A 17524-nucleotide genomic window follows, 5' to 3' on the forward strand; every position below is an offset into this window, starting at 1 on the left:
ACCCATCGCCGCGATCGACAGCGGCGAATAGGCACCGAGGATCACCTCAAAGCCCACCACGCCCCGGGACGCTGTCGCGTGGTCGGGCCGCGGACGACGTCTGCGAGGCAATCATAACAGTTCTGCAACCATGGCGCGGTCGACCATTGACCTTCCAAGGACCTCGTGAGATACGACAGTGTGACCAGACATCCCGACCCGGATCCCGGGCCCACGACCGCCGAGATCCTGGACCGTCTGGCCCCTGTGGGACTGCCCGCGGCACGTCCACTCGTCCTGCGCGGCAAGCGATTCGACGCCGCGGCCCCGGCCGTCATGGCGATCGTCAACCGCACCCCCGACTCCTTCTTCAGCGGCAACCGGCACGCAGACCTCGAGTCCGCGAAGTCGGCCCTCGCGCGCGCCGTCGAGCTCGGCGCCGACCTCGTCGACGTCGGCGGCGTGCGAGCCGGCCAGGAGGGCGAGGTCGTCGACGCCGACGAGGAGACCCGTCGGGTTGTGCCGTTCCTCGAGTGGGCGCGTGAGGCCTACCCGGACGTCCTCCTCAGCCTCGACACGTGGCGATCGGAGGTGGCGCGCGAGGCCGAAGGCGTGGTCGACCTCGTCAACGACACCTGGGCGGGCCACGACCGTGACCTCGTGCACGTCGCGTCGGCCATCGGCGCGGGCTACGTGATCTCACATACCGGCGGCCTTCCCCCGCGCACCGACCCCGTCGACGTCACCTACGGCGACGACCCTCTGGACGTCGTGCGCGACGTCGTGCGCACCCTCGCCCGCGGGGCTCACGAGGCCGAGCGGGCCGGCATACCCAGGGAGCGCATCCTCGTCGACCCGACCCTCGACTTCGGCAAGACGACTGCGCACTCGCTGGAGGTGCTGCGACACACGGCTGACGTCGTCGCGCTGAACTACCCTGTGCTGCAGGCGATGTCGCGCAAGGACTTCGTCGGTGAGGCGCTCGACCTGCCGGCGGAGGAGCGGCTGGAGGGCTCACTCGCCGCCACGGCGGTCGCGGCGTGGCTCGGCGCCACCGTCTTCCGCGCCCACGACGTGCGGGCCACCCGGCGGGTGGTCGACATGGTCGCCACGATCCGCGGGGACCGGCCCCAGCAGGTGGCGCTGCGCGGCGTCCGGTCCGGCACGGCGCACGAGCCCGCCCCGGGCGCTGCGACGAACGGCGCGTGAGCTGGGTAAAAAGCACTCGGTCCGACGGGCCGACCGGCCGGTATTCTGCTAGGTTCGTCGCGGTTGCAGTTGCAGTTCCTCGTAGTCGAGCAGGTGCCCGTCATCCGCAACGGTGGCGGGATTTCTTTGTCGGCTTCGGTGGGTTCGCCCGTCGAGTGGAGTCAAAGCGGCAGCTTGGGATGCGCGAGGTGCGTTGTCCCATACGCTAAAGAAGGAAGAGTTACCCGTATGGCACAGGGAACCGTCAAGTGGTTCAACGCTGAGAAGGGCTTTGGCTTCATCGCCCAGGACGGCGGCGGCCCCGACGTTTTCGTCCACTACTCGGCCATTCAGTCGAACGGCTACCGTTCGCTGGACGAGGCACAGCGAGTCGAGTTCGAGGTCACGCAGGGTCCGAAGGGCCCGCAGGCCGACGCAGTTCGCCCGCTCTGATCACACGAGATCAACAGCAACGAGCGACACCAACCTCAGTCGTTTGTGACAAAGCCCCCGGCCAGCGGCCGGGGGCTTTGTTGTGTCCCGCGACCGGTCCGCCGGCGGCGGACCCGCCGCCCGGTGCACCCGGGCGGGCCATCGAGAGGCGATCCCTCCGAACGGACGGATCGCTCTCTCGATCAGGAAGGTCCGCGGGCTCGGCCCGGCTGCTCGCCGGCTTCGGTGAGGGGGCTCAGCCGCACTCGTCGTAGGACGCGGTGGTCGGCGACGACGACGTCTTGGTCGGCTTCGGCGTGGGCGACGAGGTCGTGCTGCTGCTCGGCGTCGGCTTCGGGGGCGCGATGCCCTTCTGGATGAAGGCGCGGATCGCGTCGTAGTCGGGCCTGACCGAGTTGAAGTCGGGCACCTGGGACAGTGCGAGGCTGGTGATCTTGCCGCTCTTCTGGACGCGCTCGATGAGGTTGACGAAGGCGGGGAGGTTCTGCGCCGGGATGTCGGTGTAGATGTTGTCGCGGGCAATCCGCGCGATCTCGGGGTACTTCGCGACCATCGACGCCGGGTCGACCTGCTTGACGACGGCCTGCACCACGCAGCGCTGGCGCGCCTGCCGATAGGTGTCGCTGTCGGCCGCGCGGGTGCGGGCGTACCAGAGAGCGAGGTTGCCCGAGAGGTGCTGACGGCCCGGGCTGAAGTAGCCGGACTCACCGATGACGCCGCCGTTGCCGTCGCTGTGGCCACCGATGGGCAGCTTGGTGCCGAACCCGCTCAGCTTGACGTTGATCGTCACGCCGCCCATCGCGTCGATGAGCTGTGCGAAGCCCTTGAGGTCGACGACGACGGTGTGGTCGATCTTGAGGCCGAGCACCTCGGAGATGACGTTGCGGATCTCGTCACGGCCGGGCGCCGCGCCACTGTAGGAGCCGGGGTGGTCCTGGCGGTACTGGTCGACCTCGGTCCACACCGCGTTGAGCATGCACTGGTCGTTGGGGTCCTTCTGCTCGCGGAAGCAGACGGGCCGGCCGTAGACGCCGCTCGGGTAAAGACCGCGCAGCGGGCTGGACTTCGGCAGCGGGACGCGCTGGAGGTTGCGGGGCAGCGAGATCAGAGCGGTGCGGCCGCTCTTGGTGTCGATGCTCGCGACGATCATCGAGTCGGTGCGGGTGCCGGTGCGGCCCACGCCGGCGTCGGAGCCGAGGAGCAGCACGTTGACGCGCGCCTGGTCGGCCCACGGGTCGTCGCCCTCGGCGACCTGCGCGCCGACACCGGGCTTGACGGGCGTGCTGCCGAAGACCTGGGCGACGGTGGTCTGGGTGATGCTGGCGTACTCGGCGAACTTGAACGAGGAGGCCGCGACGAGGAAGACCATGAGGGTCGTGAAGGCGGCCAGGGCGCGGGTGCGTGCCCGGTCGAGCCGGGTCGGCCGGGACTGCACGGCAGTGAGGATGATGGATCCGCACCACAGGATGCCGCCGACGACGAAGGCGATCGCAAGGGCCTGCAACACGTTGGGACGTGCCACGACCGACAGGGCGGCGTTCGTCACGCCGGTGCGCAGGACGTAGTAGCCCCCGACGGCCAGGGTGACGATCGCGAGGAGCAGGATCAGCCAGCCGACGCGGCGGCTGCGCGTCTGCGTGAGGCCGGCACCCGGGACGACGGTGCCGAGAGCGGTGAGGCCGAGGGCCCGGCGGAAACCGGATGACAGCTCTCGTCGGAGTGCCTCTCGGCTCGCGGCCGCAACGGGACCTCGCGCGTTCGGGTAGGTCATGGAGTCCTCTCTGGATCGGCCCGCGCGCACGAGCCGACAGCACATTGTGCCCTGCGAACCTGATAGATGCCGCATCGGACCATGTGTCGCAGGTCAATCCGAGTCACCCCGGTTTGGGCCCCGCCCGGTGGTGCCGGTAGCCTGTGCTCGCCCGTGCATCCGACGTCGCCCCGGTGGCCTCGGTTCGGGCACGGAGGCGTCGCATAGTGGCCTAGTGCGCCCGCCTGCTAAGCGGGTTGAGGATAAAACCTCTCGCGGGTTCAAATCCCGCCGCCTCCGCTCCAGAACGGCTGAAGGACCCCGACACGCTTTTCGTCGGGGTCCTTCAGCCGTTCTGGAACAGAACACGTGGGATGTGGGAGGAGCTGGGGCCCCCGAGGAACGAGAAGCCTCCCCAGCGACGGTTCCCGCCGCCGACCGCACGCACGTGACGGTTCCCGCCGCCGACCGCGCCCACGCGCATGGCGCGCCCGCCGGCATACGGCTGGGCTCAGTCCTGCTCGACGGCCTTCTCGCGTCGGCGCCGTCGCCGTTGCGACATCGGCAGGGCCACCCAGAGCCAGGTGGCGAGCGCGGCGATGACGCCGCCGATCCAGAAGGCCGTGGTGTGCGAGAGGAGCACGTCCAGCACGAGAACGACGCCCCCGACGATGCCGACGACGAGGAAGAACAGCCCCGTGCCGATGAGGGTGTCGGTGTGGCGCACGACGAAGTCCTTGAGGCCCTCGCGGAAGAGCATGCGGTGCATCGCGACTGGTGCCATGAACACGAGCGTGCTGACGGCGACGGCGAGCAGCGTGATGACGTAGATCGTCCGCTGGATCTCGCTCAACGTCGTGAAGCGCTGCTGGAAGGGGATGGTCAGCAGGAAGGCGAAGAGGATCTGGACACCGGCCTGGGCGATGCGCAGCTCCTGGAGCTGCTCACCGAAGTTGCGGTCGAGGCGATCGGCTTCGCTCTCGTCGCGGGTGTAGGGCTGTGGGTCGCTCATGGTCAAGATGTACCCCCATGACGAAGGGCCCGGCACCTGTCGGTGCCGGGCCCTGCATCACGTCGTCCGCAGCCCGCCGGCAATCAGGCGGCGGACCGTCCTCTCAGTGACCGCTGACTCGGGCCTTGAGGCCGTCGAGCTCCGCCCACAGCTCGGCGGGGAGCTGGTCGCCGAACTTGCCGAACCACTCCTCGATGAGGGGCAGCTCCTTCTCCCAGTCGGACGCGTTGACGGCGATGGCCTTCGCGACCTGCTCGGGCGTGAGGTCGAGGCCGTCGACGTCGAGCGCGCCCTCGGTCGGCACGAGGCCGATCGGGGTCTCGACCGCGTCGGCCTCGCCCTCGAGGCGGGCCACGACCCACTCGAGCACGCGGCTGTTCTCGCCGAAGCCCGGCCAGAGGAACGAGCCGTCCTCCTCGTCGCGGCGGAACCAGTTGACGCCGAAGATCCGCGGCAGCTTGGACGCGTCGGCGCCCTTGCCGATGGAGAGCCAGTGAGCGAAGTAGTCGCTCGCGTTGTAGCCCAGGAAGGGCAGCATCGCCATCGGGTCGCGGCGAACGACGCCGACGGCGCCCGTCGCGGCGGCCGTCGTCTCCGAGGAGAGGGTCGCGCCGATGAACGTGCCGTGCGTCCAGTCGCGCGACTCGTAGACGAGGGGCACGGTCGTCTTGCGGCGGCCGCCGAAGAGGATGGCGTCGATCGGCACGCCGTCGGGGTTGTCGTACTCCGGGGCGATCATCGGGCACTGCGACGCGGGCGTGCAGAAGCGGCTGTTCGGGTGGCTCGAGAGCCTCCCGGCCTTGCCGTCCTCGGGCGTCCAGTCGTTGCCGTGCCAGTCGGTCAGGTGTGCCGGCGGCTCGTCGGTCATGCCCTCCCACCACACGTCGCCGTCGTCGGTGAGGGCGACGTTGGTGAAGACCGAGTTGCCCTTCTCGATCGTGGCCATCGCGTTGGGGTTGGTCGACGCCCCGGTGCCGGGCGCGACGCCGAAGAGGCCGAACTCCGGGTTGACGGCATACAGGCGACCGTCCTCGCCGAAGCGCATCCAGGCGATGTCGTCGCCGACCATCTCGGCCTTCCAGCCGGGGATGGTCGGCGTGATCATCGCGAGGTTGGTCTTGCCGCACGCCGACGGGAACGCGGCGGCGACGTAGTGGACCGAGCCCTTGGGCGAGGTGAGCTTGAGGATGAGCATGTGCTCGGCCATCCAGCCCTCGTCGCGGGCGATCGCCGAGGCGATGCGCAGCGAGTAGCACTTCTTGCCGAGCAGGGCGTTGCCGCCGTAGCCGGAGCCGTAGCTCCAGATGGTGCGCTCCTCGGGGAAGTGGACGATGTACTTCGTGTCGGAGCACGGCCACGGCACGTCGGCCTGGCCTTCGGCGAGCGGGGCGCCGACCGAGTGGAGGGCGGGGACGTATGCCGCGTCGGTCTCCTCGATCTTGCGCAGCACGTTGTCGCCGCAGCGGGCCATGACGAGCATCGAGACGACGACGTAGGCCGAGTCGGTGATCTCGACCCCGAACATCGGGACCTTGGCGTCGAGGTGGCCCATGACGAAGGGGATGACGTACATGGTGCGGCCCTGCATGGACCCGCGGTAGAGCTCGGTCATCCGAGCCTTCATCTCGTCGGGCGCCATCCAGTTGTTGGTGGGCCCGGCATCCTTCTCGTCGACCGAGCAGATGTAGGTGCGGTCCTCGACCCGGGCGACGTCGGACGGGTCGCTCGCACAGTAGAAGGAGTTCGGCTTCTTCTCCTCGTTGAGCCGGACGAACGTGCCGGCCTCGACGAGCTCGTCGGTGAGCTCGGTCCACTCCTCGGGGGAGCCGGTGATCCAGCGGATGTCGCGCGGCTGGGTCAGCTCGGCGACCTGCTCGACCCACGCGGCCAGGCCCGCGTGCGTCGTGTGTGTCTGTTTCTCGTGGGTCGTGGTCAACTCGGGGCCCATCCCTTCGCGCGCGGTGCCGCCCGGCACCACGTCGTGCCGGTGTGAAGCTGCTCCCCACGTGGATCCTGGGCGAGCCCGGATCGGGCTGCAGGTGTCCACATGCTGAACAGATGACGTGATGACTTCAAGGTACGCGTCGTCGGCAGCGGCTTTGGCCGCTGGCGGGGGCCGTGGCGGTGAGACGCCTCACAACGTCCGTGCCGCGCAAGAAATCCGACGCGACGCTGTCGGTTTCTTGCAGGAATTTCACTACTCGACCGTAGGCGGATGTCCTGACGGGACAACGCGGCCGGACGCATGCGCGGGAGGGGAGCGCGCGGGCTCCCGGGCATGCAGCGCAGGGGCGTCGGGGGCCGATTTCGTGGAAGCGGACCGCAGGCGCTAAGGTAACTTCTCGTTCGCCCGAGTGAGCGGACGACGCACCCGTAGCTCAACGGATAGAGCATCTGACTACGGATCAGAAGGTTAGGGGTTCGAATCCCTTCGGGTGCACTCTGTGTTGAGACAGAAAACAGGCCCCGGTCCGCGAAAGCGACCGGGGCCTTCGTCTTCCAGCGGTAGCCGCTCGCGGCGCCGCCCCGGTCGGCGTCAGACGTCGTCGCGATAAGGGTCGGTGATCTCGCGCAGCAGCATGAGCGACTCGCGCAGCTCGCGCATCCGTCGGGGGCCCAGGTGGGCCTCCCAGTCGCGCTCGATCCGTGCCTCCTCGGCCCGGGCGACGGGCATCAGCGCGGCCGCCTTGGCCGTGAGGCGGACCAGCCGGGCGCGCCCGTCGCTTGGGTCGGCTACGCGCTCCACCCAGCCGGCCGCCTCGAGCCGGTCGACGAGCGCCGTGGCCGTCTGCTTCGTGACCTGAGCCTGGTCGGCCAGGTCGCGCAGACGGGTGCCGTTCGGCCCGATGCGCGCGGCCACCCTGGCCTGGGCGAGCGTGATGTCGTCGATGCCCGCACGGCGCATGGCCGCAGTGACTCGGGTCTCGACGTCACGCGCCGCGATGAACATGAGCAGGCCCACGAACGGCAGGGGGCGGTCCGACGGCTCGGAAGTCATGCGCACCTCTTGAAACTAGTCAGCAAGTCGAACTATATTGGTCAGCCTATCGAACTAGATCCTACCGAGAGTCTGGGAATGAACGATCCCGCGTGGCGAGGAGGCCGTCCGGGTGTTCGACGGAGCGCGCCTGCTGGCGGGCTACCCGGAGTTCTTCGAGTTGAAGCGGACGCGCCGGGGCCCGCCCGTCTTCACCTGAGCGGCGCGGCCCGCTGACCGCTCGCCGCACGAGAGAATCTGACGGAGAAGGGGATCGACGTGGGACCGACAACCGTGACACCGGACCTCGACCTCATTTGGTCGGAGGTCGACGACCAGCGCCTGCGCACGGTGGCGATGCTCGAAGGGCTCACCGACGACCAGTGGGACCACCCATCGCTCTGCGAGGGGTGGACGGTGCGCCATGTGGCCGCACATCTCACCCTCCAGCGGCAGCACCTGGCCGACGTCGTCCGCTTCATGGCCGCCCACCCGAGCCTGCTCCGGGCGGGCAGCCTCAACCGGATGATCGACCGCACGGCGCGGCTGCAGGCGGCCCTGCCCACCGACGAGATCATCAACCTGATCCGGGCCGGCATCGGGTCGCGGCGGCACAACTCGTTCATCGCGCCGGCCGGAAGCCTGTCGGACACTCTCGTGCACGCCCAGGACATCGCCCTGCCGCTCGGCATCGAGCTGGAGATGCGACCGGTGGCGGCCCGCATCGCCGTCGACCACATCTATGCGACGCGCCACGGGTGGACGGGCTCGGTCTTCCGGCAGCTGCCGCTCGACGGCTACCGCCTCGTCGCGACGGACGTCGACTGGTCCGCGGGCGCCGGCCCGCGGGTCGCGGGACCCGCCGGCGCCCTCCTGCTCCTCGTCACGGGTCGGCGGATCGCGCTCGCCCGACTCGAGGGCGACGGTGCCGCCCAGCTCAAGATGCAGGCACAGCCCGCCTGACGGCATACGCGCTCGGGTGTGGCGACGGCAACGCCGGACATCCCTTGCGCGCCGCAGGACTCGCGGGGTTGGGTGTGGGTGAACCGTCCACGGCCGCACGGAGGCACCCGATGACCGACGTTCTCGACACCCTCGACGCCACGCTGTCGCACACGCGGGGCGAGACCGAGCCGCCTCTCATCGAGCAGACGATCGGCGACAACTTCGACTCCACCGTGGCGCGCTTCGGCGACCGTGAGGCGCTGGTCGACGTCACGCAGGGGAGACGCTGGACGTACGCCGCCCTGCAGGCCGACGTGGACCGGCTCGCTCGGGCGCTGCTGGCAGTGGGGGTCGCCACGGGGGACCGCGTCGGCATCTGGGCGCCGAACTGCTCCGAGTGGACGTTGGTGCAGTACGCGACGGCGAAGATCGGGGCCATCCTCGTCAACATCAACCCCGCCTACCGGGCACACGAGCTGCAGTACGTCCTGGGCCAGGCCGGCATCTCGACCCTCATCGCCGCGGAGTCGTTCAAGACGAGCAGCTACCGGCAGATGGTCGACGAGGTGCGCGACGAGGTGCCGGGGCTCGTTCGCGTCGTCTACATCGGCACGAGCGACTGGGACGACCTCATCGCGCGTGCCGACGAGGTGTCGGCCGACGAGCTGGCGCGGGTGCAGGCGGGGCTGTCGAACACCGACGCGATCAACATCCAGTACACCTCTGGCACAACGGGATTCCCGAAGGGCGCCACCCTCAGCCACCGCAACATCCTCAACAACGGCTACTTCGTCGGCGAGCTCTGCGACTACACCGAGGCCGACCGGGTCTGCATCCCCGTGCCCTTCTACCACTGCTTCGGCATGGTCATGGGAAACCTCGCCTGCACGACCCACGGCGCGTGCATGGTGATCCCGGCGCCGGGGTTCGACCCGGCCGCGACGCTGCGGGCCACCCAGGACGAGAAGGTGACCTCGCTCTACGGCGTGCCGACGATGTTCATCGCCGAGTGGAACCTGCCCGACTTCGACAGCTATGACCTGTCGAGCGTGCGCACCGGCATCATGGCCGGATCCCCTTGTCCCGCAGAGCTGATGAAGAAGCTGATCGCCGCGGGCATCGAGGAGATGACGATCTGCTACGGCATGACCGAGACGTCACCGGTCTCGACCCAGAACCGCACCGACGACACCTTCGAGCAGAAGGTCGGCACCGTGGGCCGGGTGGGGCCGCACCTGGAGATCAAGATCGCCGACCCGGTGAGCGGGAAGACCCTCCCGCGCGGTCAGGCGGGCGAATTCATGACGAAGGGCTACTCGGTGATGCTCGGCTACTGGGAGCAGCCCGACAAGACGGCCGAGGCCATCGACGACGGGTGGATGCACACCGGTGACATCGGCGTCATGCACGACGACGGCTACGTCGAGATCACCGGTCGCATCAAGGACATGGTGATCCGCGGCGGCGAGAACGTGTACCCGCGTGAGATCGAGGAGTTCCTCTACACGCACCCCGACATCCTCGACGCGCAGGTCATCGGGGTGCCGGACGAGAAGTACGGCGAGGAGCTGTGCGCGTGGATCCGCATGAAGGACGGGGCGACTCCGCTCACGGCCGAGGCGGTGCGCGAGTTCTGCACGGGACGGCTCGCGCACTACAAGATCCCGCGCTACGTCGAGATCGTCGACGAGTTCCCGATGACGGTCACGGGCAAGATCCGCAAGGTCGAGATGCGTGAGACCACGGCGAAGAAGCTCGGTCTCGGCTGACCCCCGGCTGCGCAGCGTTCGGACACCGTCCCGGTTCAAGGCGATTCGTCACTCATGCGCGCAACACGTCGACGCCGACGGCGCGCTACCTGCCGCCCGGGGCTGCTCCCGCAGTAGGTTTCCGGAGGGACCGGTCGAGAAGGTCCGCAAACCATGAGGGGATTGACATGTCCGACACCGTCAAGCTGGTCGTGTGGATCGCGGTGGCTGTCATCGTCATCGGCATCATCGTGTGGCTCTTCGTCAACGCCGGACGACGACGTGAGGTCGAGGCCCGCCGCTTCGAGGCCGGTGAGCTCCGGGCCAGGGTCGAGGAGCGCCGGCCGGAGGTCCAGGGGAGCCAGGACCGCGCGTCGGTCACCGCCGCCATGGCGGAGGACGCACGGGCCGAGGCCGAGCGCACGGCCGCCGAGGCCAAGCAGCGCGCCGACGAGGCCCGCCGCCTCGAGCAGCAGGCCGAGCAGCACCGGGCTGCTGCCGAGTCGGCCCGCGCAGAGCACGAAGGCCTCGAACGTGAGGCAGACCGCGTCGACCCCGACGTGCGCACGGACGACGCGGGCTACCGTCTCGACGACGACGGCAACCGCCTTCCCGGCCAGGAGGACCCCTCCCGACGGAGTGCGGCTGCAGCGGCCGGTGCTGGCGCGGCGGGCGCCGGTGCAGCGGTCTTCGCCGGCGACCACGACGAGGACGACGACGAGGACGACCTTGCCGACGCGGAGAACCCCTTCGCGCCGGCCGAGTCCGCCGCGGAGCCGGACGAGGCGGCGGAGGAGGCGCGGCCCAGCCGGTACGAGGAACCCGCCTGGGAGCCCTCGGACCCCGGCGTCGGGCACAGCCCTGACGCCACCGCCCAAGACACCACCCGCGAGGAGACCGCCCGCGAGGAGACCGCCCGCGAGGAGACCGCCCGCGAGGATGCCATCAGCGAGGAGACCGAGACGGTGGACGCCGGGTCTGGGTATGCGGAGGACGAGCCCGGCGAAGGCGGGGCCGACTCCGACGACACCATGGATGGTGACCCCGTGGACGAGCAGACGAACGACGAGCTGACGGCGCAGCAGACCTCCGACGCGGACGACGCGCCCGCATCGGAGAGCAGCGACTCGGCGACCGACACCCTCGATGCCGGCACCGACGAGGGAGACCGCGACGACGGTGTCCCGTCGCAGGCGCAGGCCGCCGACGACGAGGACCGCGTGGACGTGCCGGCGCTCGCCGACCGGGACGAGGTGGTGGCCGAGGGCGGGACCCCCGCTGGAGACCCCGGAGACCACCGGGGCCAGCCGTGGGCGACCACTCCCGGACAGCGAGGCCCGGGGGACTCCGAGGAGCCGGCCGACGAGGGAACCGACGTCGACATGGCCCCGCACTCGCACGAGAGCGACGAGGTCGAGTCCGTCGACGAGCCGGTCGGTTCGACCACCGAGGAGCCGCGCGGCCAGGAGGCCGAGCCGGCGACCGACGTCACCGAGGCCGCGTACCCCGGCGACGACGACGCCCGGACGGCCAGTGCGGAAGGCGGCGACACGGCATACGCCGGCGGGTCGACGGACGAGAGCGCGCAGGAGGAGGCCTCGTCGTCGTCAGGCCGTCGGGTCTCGGCGTTCGACGAGGTCGTCGACGGTGGTTACGGCCTCGGCTCGGCAGCGCCGATCGGTGACGGGGCACAGCCCCTCGGCCACGCGGTCAAGGGCACCCGTGAGGGCACGACCTTCCTCGGCCCCGACGACGAGGGCTACGACGACAACGAGCCGGACGTCTGGTTCTACAACGAGGAGGCGGCCCGCCGGGCCGGCTTCACCAAGCGCGGCGAGTGAACGAGCTGCCCGCGCCCGGCTGAAACCGTGGCGCGGGCACTCGACGTGCGCTCATAGACTGGCCCGCATGGTTTCACCGCTCGTCGCGCTCACGCCCAAGGTCCAGTCCGCGATCGCCGCCGCCCTCGGCGACGACTTCCGCGAGGCCGACCCGGTGCTGCGTCCGTCGCAGTTCGCCGACGTGCAGGTCAACGCCGCGCTGGCCCTGGCCAAGAAGGTCGGTATGCCGCCCCGTGAGGTCGCGTCGAAGATCGTCGACGCGCTCGAGCTCGACGGCGTGTGCGACAAGGTCGAGGTCAGCGGGCCCGGCTTCATCAACCTCACGTTCACGGACGCCTGGCTGGCGAGCCTGCTGCAGGAGGTCGAGGCCGACGAGCGCACCGGCGTCGCCCTCCAGCCGGCGCAGAACATCCCGATCGACTACTCGGCGCCCAACGTGGCCAAGGAGATGCACGTCGGGCACCTGCGCACCACGGTCGTCGGCGACTCGCTGGCGCGCACGCTCGAGCACCTCGGACACCACGTCATCCGGCAGAACCACATCGGCGACTGGGGCACCCCCTTCGGCATGCTCATCGAGCACCTGCTCGACGTGGGCCGCGAGTCCGAGGAGGCCGACCTGCTCGTCAGCGACCCCAACGCGTTCTACCAGGCTGCGCGCGTCAAGTTCGACACGGCCGACAAGGCTGACCCGCCGGGTAGCGCCGGCGACTTCCACGTGCGTGCCCGCACCCGGGTGGTCAGGCTGCAGGCTGGTGACCCCGAGACGCTGAAGCTCTGGAACGGGCTCGTCGACCTGTCGAAGATCTACTTCAACAAGATCTACTCGATGCTCGGCATCACCCTCACCGACGACGACCTCGCGGGCGAGTCGACCTACAACGACGCCCTGGCCGGCATCTGCGCCGAGCTCGAGGAGAAGGGCATCGCGACGGTCTCCGACGGCGCGCTCTGCGTCTTCCTCGACGGCTATACCGGCCGCGAGGGCAAGCCGGTGCCGCTCATCATCCGCAAGTCCGACGGCGGCTACAACTACGGCACCAGCGACCTGGCGACGATCAAGCACCGCGTCGAGGACCTCAAGGCCGACCGGGTGCTCTACGTCATCGGGGCTCCGCAGTCGTTGCACCTCAACATGGTCTGGGACACTGCGCGCAAGGCCGGCTGGCTGCCCGACGACATCGAGGTCGTCCACGTGCAGATCGGCAACGTGCTCGGCGACGACCGCAAGATCCTCAAGACCCGCTCCGGCAAGCCGCTGCGGCTGATGGCGCTGCTGGAGGAGGCCGTGGAGAAGGCCCAGGCGGTCATCGACGAGACCCGTCCCGAGCTCGACGACGCGACCCGGGCGACCATCGCGCGCCAGATCGGCATCGGCGCAGTGAAGTACGCCGACCTCTCCGTCGCGCACGACAGCGAGTACGTCTTCGACCTCGACCGCATGGTCGCGCTCACCGGCAACACGGGCCCGTACCTGCAGTACGTCGTCGCGCGCATCCGGTCGATCTTCCGCCAGGCCGGCCACGACCCGGCGGTGCAGCACGCGACGCTGCTGGTCCGCGAGCCGCACGAGCGGGCGCTCGCGATGCACCTGCTCGACTTCGGTGACGTCGTGGCCGAGGTCGGCGCGACCTACGAGCCGCACCGGCTCGCGGGCTACCTGTTCGAGCTGGCCCAGACCTTCTCCGCGTTCTACGAGAACTGCCCGGTGCTCAAGGCCGACCGGGACGAGGTCAGGGAGTCGCGGCTCACCCTGTGCGCACTCGTGTTCCGCGTCATGACGACTGGCCTCGACCTTCTCGGCCTGGAGTCACCCGACCAGATGTGAGGCGGGTGCCGTCCCGGTCGCGGTGGCCGATTCCCTGCCAACCTGCACGGGAGGGAGGAGAGTCGGGACATGAGCGACTGGGACTTCACCGGCCTGAAGGCCACCTACGTCAACTGCACCCTGAAGAAGAGCCCCGAGCCGAGCCACACCCAGGGCCTGGTCGATGCCAGTGCTGCCATCATGCGCGAGCACGGTGTCACGGTCGACGAGATCCGCTTCGTCGACCACGACGTCGCGACGGGCGTCTACCCCGACATGCGTGAGCACGGCTGGGAGAGCGACGCGTGGCCGGACCTCTACCCCGGAATCCTCGAGAGCCAGATCCTCGTGGTCGCGGGCCCGATCTGGCTCGGCGACAACTCGAGCATCACCAAGCGCTTCATCGAGCGGATCTACTCGCTCAGCGGCCAGCTCAACGAGAAGGGTCAGTACCTCTTCTACGGTCGGGTCGCCGGGTGCCTCATCACGGGCAACGAGGACGGCATCAAGCACTGCGCGCAGAACGTGCTCTACAGCCTGCAGCACGTCGGCTACACGATCCCGCCCAACGCCGACGCCGGCTGGATCGGCGAGGCGGGCCCCGGGCCCAGCTACCTGGATCCCGGTAGCGGCGGCCCGGAGAACGACTTCACCAACCGCAACACGACGTTCATGACGTGGAACCTGATGCACCTCGCGCGCATGTTGCACGAGGCGGGCGGTGTGCCGGCCTACGGCAACCAGCGCTCGGCGTGGAACGAGGGCAACCACTTCGGCTGGCACAACCCCGAGTACCGCTGACCGTCATCGTGTCAGGCGCCGCCGTGGGTGCGCCCGAGCAGGTCCTGGTAGCGCGCCACGACGGCTGCGTGCGCCTCGGCGTCACCGGCGGCGACGGCATACTCCGAGTCGACGTCGAGCGACCAGGTGGGCGGGTCCTGCTCGCCTGAAAGGGCCCACGCGGCCTGACGGGCGGCCCCCACCCCGACGTACTCGGCCGGTGCCGGCACGACGACGGGCGCACGGAAGAGCCCGGGCGCGATCTCGCGCACCGCCCGCGACGCGGCTGCGCCGCCGATGAGCAGCACGCGGTCGACGGCGACGTCGTGCGCGCGCAGGGCGTCGACGCCCGCGACGAGGTTGCACAGCATGCCCTCGACCGCAGCACGGGCGAGGTTCTCGGGAGCCGAGTTGGAGCGTGTCAGCCCGCTGAGCGTGCCGGTCGCGTCGGGGAGGTCGGGGGTCCTCTCACCGTCGAGGTAGGGCAGCAGGCTCAGGCCGCCGGCGCCCGGAGAGGCCTGCAGCGCGAGACGGTCGAGCTCTGCGAGGTCCACGCCGAGCATCGACGCGGCCGCCGTCAGCACTCGTGCGGCGTTGAGGGTGCACATGAGCGGGAGGTGGTGGCCGGTCGCGTCGGCGAACCCGGCGATGGCACCCGTCTCGTCGCGGATCGCAGACCGGTGCGGCGTGAAGACGGTGCCGCTCGTGCCGAGGGAGACGACGACGTCGCCCGGGTGCAGCGTCAGGCCGAGTGCCGCACCCATGTTGTCTCCGGTGCCTGCGGCGACCAACATGCCGTCCGAGGTGTGCCCCGCGGCCTCGTAGGGTTGGAGCACGCGCGGCACGGCGAGGTCGCGACCGAAGGCCCGCTCGAGCAGGTCGGGACGGTAGTCGCCGGTGGCCGCCGACCAGTAGCCCGTGCCCGAGGCGTCGCCCCGGTCGGTGGTCCATTGCTCGAACCCGTTGCCCTGCTGCAGGATCCGGCCTGTCAGCCAGTCGTGCGGCAGGACCACGCGCGCGACTCGAGCGGCGTTCTCGGGCTCGTGCTGGGCAAGCCAGCGCAGCTTGGTCACGGTGAAGCTCGGCACGAGCACGAGACCCACGGCGTCGACCCAGGCCGAGGGCCCACCGAGCTCGTCCGTCAGGTCGCCGGCGGCCTGGGCGCTGCGCGTGTCGTTCCACAGCAGGGCGTCGCGCACCACCGCGTCGGTCTCGTCGAGCGCGACCATGCCGTGCTGCTGCCCGCCCACGGCGACGGCGGCCACCCCGTCGAGGATGCCGCCGCTGCTCGCCTGCTCGAACGCGTCCCACCACCGGTCCGGATGGACCTCCGTGCCGTCGGGGTGCGGCGCCCGGGCCGTTCGCACCACCGCGCCCGTCTCGGCGTCGCAGACGACGATCTTCGTGGACTGGGTCGAGCTGTCGACCCCGGCGACGAGGGTCTGGCCATCGGTCACGTGCTCACCCGCGTGCTCCATGACTGCAGCGTCTCCCGAGCGCCCTTCTCGTGCAAGGCCGACAGGGCTTCGGTGTAGACCTCGGCGAACCGGGCGTCGTCGGCGAGCCCACCGAAGAGGTCCTCGTCGCGCAGGAACGCGAGCGGGTCGTCGCCCTGCCGGGCGGCGGCCGCCATGACGCGGTCCCTGATGCGGTCGACGACCTCGATCGGCTCGCCTCGCTCGTCGACCCCCTCGGCGTAGCGCGCCCACGAGGCGACGACGAGCGCCGAGCGCTCGACCTCGCCGCCCTCCGCGAGGTTCTGGTTGATGACGGGCACGAGCCACTTGGGGATGCGGTCGGACGACTCGGCGCACAGCCGGGCGAGCGTGTCGCGCACCTCCGGGTTGGCGAACCGCTCGACGAGCTGGTGGCGGTACGCGTCGAGATCGACCCCGGGCACGTCGGGCAGCGTCGGTGTGCCTTCGCGCTCCATGTAGCCGAGCAGGAAGTCGACGAAGAGCGGGTCCTGGCAGACCTCGTGGGCGTAGCGGTAGCCCGCGAGGTAGCCGAGGTAGCAGAGTGCCTGGTGGCTCGCGTTGAGCAGCCGCAGCTTCATCAGCTCGTAGGGCACGACGTCGTCGACGAGCTGCACGCCGGCGTCCTCGAACGGGGGACGCCCGTCGGTGAAGTGGTCCTCGAGCACCCACTGCGTGAACGGCTCGCACACGACGGGCCAGTCGTCCTGCACACCGAACTCGTCGGCGAGCCGGTCGATGTCGTCCTGCGTCGTCACCGGGGTGATGCGGTCGACCATGCAGTTGGGGAACTGCACGTGCTCGTCCATCCAGTCGGCGAGGCCAGGGTCCTTGAGCCGGGCGAACGCCGTCATCATCCTGCGGGCGACGTCGCCGTTGCCGGGCAGGTTGTCGCACGACATCACGGTGAACGGCGACTGGCCGGCGGCCCGTCGGGCCGCGAGGCCCGCCACGACATAGCCGAAGACGGTGCGCGGGACCGCCCCCTCCTCGAGGTCGGCCCGGATCGACGGGTCGGAGGCGTCGAACTCGCCCGTCACCTGGTTGACGAGGTAGCCGCCCTCGGTGATGGTCAGCGACACGATGCGTGTGCGTGGGTCGGCGAGTCGGTCGACGACAGCCTGCGGGTCGTCCGGCGCGAACATCATCTCGACGATGCTGCCGATCACCCGCGGCTCGCGGTGCCCGTCGGGGTGCTTGACGACGAGGGTGTAGAGGCCGTCCTGCGCCGTCAACGTGTCGACGATCCGTCGGTCGTGGGGCAGGGCGCCGACGCCGCAGATGCCCCAGTCGAGCGCCTCGCCCTGCTCCATGAGCTGGTCGAGGTACATCGCCTCGTGCGCGCGGTGGAAGCCGCCGACACCGAAGTGCACGATGCCCGCCGTGACCTTGCCGCGGTCGTATGCCGGCCGACCCACTCGGGGCGGCAGGGCGGCATACGTGCTCGCCGACAGCTGCGACGGTCGTGATGGCGGCGGTGCGGGAGTGCTGGTCATGGGTCCTCTGCGTGGTCTCGAGGGTTGAGTGGAGGGAAGCGCCCCCGTGGCGGGGGGCCCTGTCGCCACGGGG

General features: G+C 70.0%; 14 protein-coding genes and 2 tRNA genes. 10 read left to right on the top strand and 6 right to left on the bottom strand.

Features of this window, described 5'->3' with window-relative positions:
- Positions 1–228 precede the first annotated feature (228 nt).
- Both folP and ACFQ2V_RS19460 read left to right on the top strand, forming a co-directional pair.
- The gene (gene folP, locus ACFQ2V_RS19455; protein ID WP_386054659.1) at positions 229–1188 is read left to right on the top strand and encodes a dihydropteroate synthase; all 960 of its coding nucleotides are present in this window, start codon (positions 229–231) and stop codon (positions 1186–1188) included.
- A gap of 228 nt (positions 1189–1416) precedes the next feature.
- Complete coding sequence (locus ACFQ2V_RS19460; protein WP_013491183.1) at positions 1417–1620, top strand: cold-shock protein; 204 nt, start codon at positions 1417–1419, stop codon at positions 1618–1620.
- A gap of 235 nt (positions 1621–1855) precedes the next feature.
- On the opposite strand, the gene ACFQ2V_RS19465 is transcribed toward ACFQ2V_RS19460, so the two are convergent.
- Positions 1856–3391, bottom strand: a complete 1536-nt coding sequence (locus ACFQ2V_RS19465; protein ID WP_386054601.1) for an LCP family protein — start codon at positions 3389–3391, stop codon at positions 1856–1858.
- Positions 3392–3583: 192 nt separating this feature from the next.
- Between ACFQ2V_RS19465 and ACFQ2V_RS19470 the strand changes: the two genes are divergently transcribed.
- A tRNA-Ser gene (locus tag ACFQ2V_RS19470) sits at positions 3584–3670 on the top strand.
- Positions 3671–3881: 211 nt separating this feature from the next.
- On the opposite strand, the gene ACFQ2V_RS19475 is transcribed toward ACFQ2V_RS19470, so the two are convergent.
- Positions 3882–4382, bottom strand: coding sequence for a DUF6328 family protein (locus ACFQ2V_RS19475; protein ID WP_386054602.1), 501 nt, complete (start codon positions 4380–4382; stop codon positions 3882–3884).
- 103 nt (positions 4383–4485) lie between these two features.
- The gene (locus tag ACFQ2V_RS19480; protein ID WP_386054603.1) at positions 4486–6330 is read right to left on the bottom strand and encodes a phosphoenolpyruvate carboxykinase (GTP); all 1845 of its coding nucleotides are present in this window, start codon (positions 6328–6330) and stop codon (positions 4486–4488) included.
- 419 nt (positions 6331–6749) lie between these two features.
- On the opposite strand from ACFQ2V_RS19480, the gene ACFQ2V_RS19485 reads away from it, so the two are divergent.
- A tRNA-Arg gene (locus ACFQ2V_RS19485) sits at positions 6750–6822 on the top strand.
- 96 nt (positions 6823–6918) lie between these two features.
- Here the strand turns inward: ACFQ2V_RS19485 and ACFQ2V_RS19490 are convergent.
- Complete coding sequence (locus ACFQ2V_RS19490) at positions 6919–7380, bottom strand: MarR family winged helix-turn-helix transcriptional regulator (RefSeq protein WP_386054604.1); 462 nt, start codon at positions 7378–7380, stop codon at positions 6919–6921.
- Positions 7381–7465: 85 nt separating this feature from the next.
- On the opposite strand from ACFQ2V_RS19490, the gene ACFQ2V_RS19495 reads away from it, so the two are divergent.
- From ACFQ2V_RS19495 to ACFQ2V_RS19520, 6 genes are all read left to right on the top strand, one after another.
- A complete protein-coding gene (locus ACFQ2V_RS19495; RefSeq protein WP_386054660.1) occupies positions 7466–7579 on the top strand; it encodes a mycothiol-dependent nitroreductase Rv2466c family protein in 114 nt (37 codons plus the stop codon).
- Positions 7580–7638: 59 nt separating this feature from the next.
- Positions 7639–8322: a maleylpyruvate isomerase family mycothiol-dependent enzyme gene (locus tag ACFQ2V_RS19500; protein WP_386054605.1), complete on the top strand. Its 684-nt coding sequence runs from the start codon at positions 7639–7641 to the stop codon at positions 8320–8322.
- 110 nt (positions 8323–8432) lie between these two features.
- Positions 8433–10073, top strand: coding sequence for an AMP-binding protein (locus ACFQ2V_RS19505; RefSeq protein ID WP_386054606.1), 1641 nt, complete (start codon positions 8433–8435; stop codon positions 10071–10073).
- A 167-nt stretch (positions 10074–10240) separates the two neighbouring features.
- On the top strand, positions 10241–11893 hold the full coding sequence (locus ACFQ2V_RS19510) for a sunset domain-containing protein (RefSeq protein WP_386054607.1): 1653 nt from the start codon (positions 10241–10243) through the stop codon (positions 11891–11893).
- A gap of 67 nt (positions 11894–11960) precedes the next feature.
- The gene (gene argS / locus ACFQ2V_RS19515) at positions 11961–13721 is read left to right on the top strand and encodes an arginine--tRNA ligase (protein WP_386054608.1); all 1761 of its coding nucleotides are present in this window, start codon (positions 11961–11963) and stop codon (positions 13719–13721) included.
- A gap of 69 nt (positions 13722–13790) precedes the next feature.
- On the top strand, positions 13791–14501 hold the full coding sequence (locus tag ACFQ2V_RS19520; protein ID WP_386054609.1) for a flavodoxin family protein: 711 nt from the start codon (positions 13791–13793) through the stop codon (positions 14499–14501).
- Between the two features lie 11 nt (positions 14502–14512).
- On the opposite strand, the gene xylB is transcribed toward ACFQ2V_RS19520, so the two are convergent.
- Complete coding sequence (gene xylB, locus ACFQ2V_RS19525) at positions 14513–15958, bottom strand: xylulokinase (RefSeq protein WP_386054610.1); 1446 nt, start codon at positions 15956–15958, stop codon at positions 14513–14515.
- Positions 15934–17451, bottom strand: coding sequence for a mannitol dehydrogenase family protein (locus ACFQ2V_RS19530; protein WP_386054611.1), 1518 nt, complete (start codon positions 17449–17451; stop codon positions 15934–15936). Before ACFQ2V_RS19530 ends, xylB begins: the two co-directional genes overlap by 25 nt.
- Positions 17452–17524: the final 73 nt, after the last annotated feature.

This window comes from Terrabacter terrigena (assembly GCF_042676085.1).
GTDB classification, from domain to species: domain Bacteria; phylum Actinomycetota; class Actinomycetes; order Actinomycetales; family Dermatophilaceae; genus Terrabacter; species Terrabacter terrigena.